This window comes from Exiguobacterium sp. A1_3_1, assembly GCF_048985645.1.
Lineage (GTDB): Bacteria > Bacillota > Bacilli > Exiguobacteriales > Exiguobacteriaceae > Exiguobacterium_A > Exiguobacterium_A indicum.
Genome location: NZ_WBYY01000310.1, coordinates 1 through 1179, shown reverse-complemented (window position 1 = coordinate 1179; position 1179 = coordinate 1). Strand labels below are relative to the sequence as shown.

The following is a 1179-nucleotide window of genomic DNA, read 5'->3' as shown; positions in this document are numbered from 1 at the left end:
ATTAACCATTTGGTAAAATACACTTGTTGGAAAAAATGAATAGGGGTGTTTTACTTGAAAAGTATTAAATTTTTAATTGCAGTCATGTTAATAGGAACTGTGCTCTCTTATAACGTAAAAATGGCTAGTGCTGCTTCAAAAACTGAGACATTGTATGTCGTTGCCGACCAGTTGAACGTAAGGGAGAAAGATAGTACGAAAAGTAAAAAGGTTGGATCTCTCAAAATAGGTTCTAAAGTAAAAGTTTATTCACAAGCAAAAAACGGCTGGTCTGAAATCGATTTTAAAAAGAAAAAAGCTTATGTATACAGCAAGTACATCAAAAAAGCGCCAAAAAACCAATTTTCACGAATTAAATTTTTTGCTAAACAGGGGCAGTTGGAGACAACACTACCTTTAGTTGTGGGAGACAAAGCATTTACTGCTATCGACTATTTAGGAAAACCATATTTCACAGAAAATAACCGATCTTTAGAATTACATTTTAAAAATAGTGTTAATTATTCCCGATTAGTCATACAAGATCATAGTTTCAGAGGAATGTTAACTTACAAAAAAATGACTAAAAATAGTTATGTTGAATCTCAAGAACAAATGTTTTCTAAAAAGCAAAAAATTATATACAATGATGTAAAGAAAGTGTTGGGAAATGCAGATTCCAAAGAAAGATTTGAAGGAATGAATGATTATTTAATATCTTATGATTTAGGAAAATACCAATTAGTGTTTCATACTCACTTATTAAGTAGCGATTCTCCTGCAAAAAAGGTTGAAAATACGCAAATTCTAGGATATAGCGTAATTGAAACGTTTATTCCAAATAATTAAAATAAAATATTTTGTAAAAGACACCAGATTTATGGTGTCTTTTTTCGAATAATCTAGGAAGAAAAATTCATAACGACCCATCATTTTATTGAGATCAAATTTACTGTAATTGGTACAGCTACAGTAATGTTTGTAGAATGAGAAGCTGTATTTAAGATTGTAATTTTTTTTAATGTAATTTGTCTTCACATTTTCTTTTAGTCTTCCAACGGTAAACAATCAAAATGAATTTAAATAACTAGTTTCCTAGAATATCAAAACATTGTATATAACAAAATTAACCATTTGGTAAAATACACTTGTTGGAAAAAATGAATAGGGGTGTTTTACTTGAAAGGTATTAAATTTTTG

General features: G+C 28.9%; 1 protein-coding gene. It reads left to right on the top strand.

What is annotated here, in order from left to right:
* Positions 1-54: 54 nt before the first annotated feature.
* On the top strand, positions 55-828 hold the full coding sequence (locus F8N00_RS18020) for an SH3 domain-containing protein (RefSeq protein ID WP_421018751.1): 774 nt from the start codon (positions 55-57) through the stop codon (positions 826-828).
* Positions 829-1179: the final 351 nt, after the last annotated feature.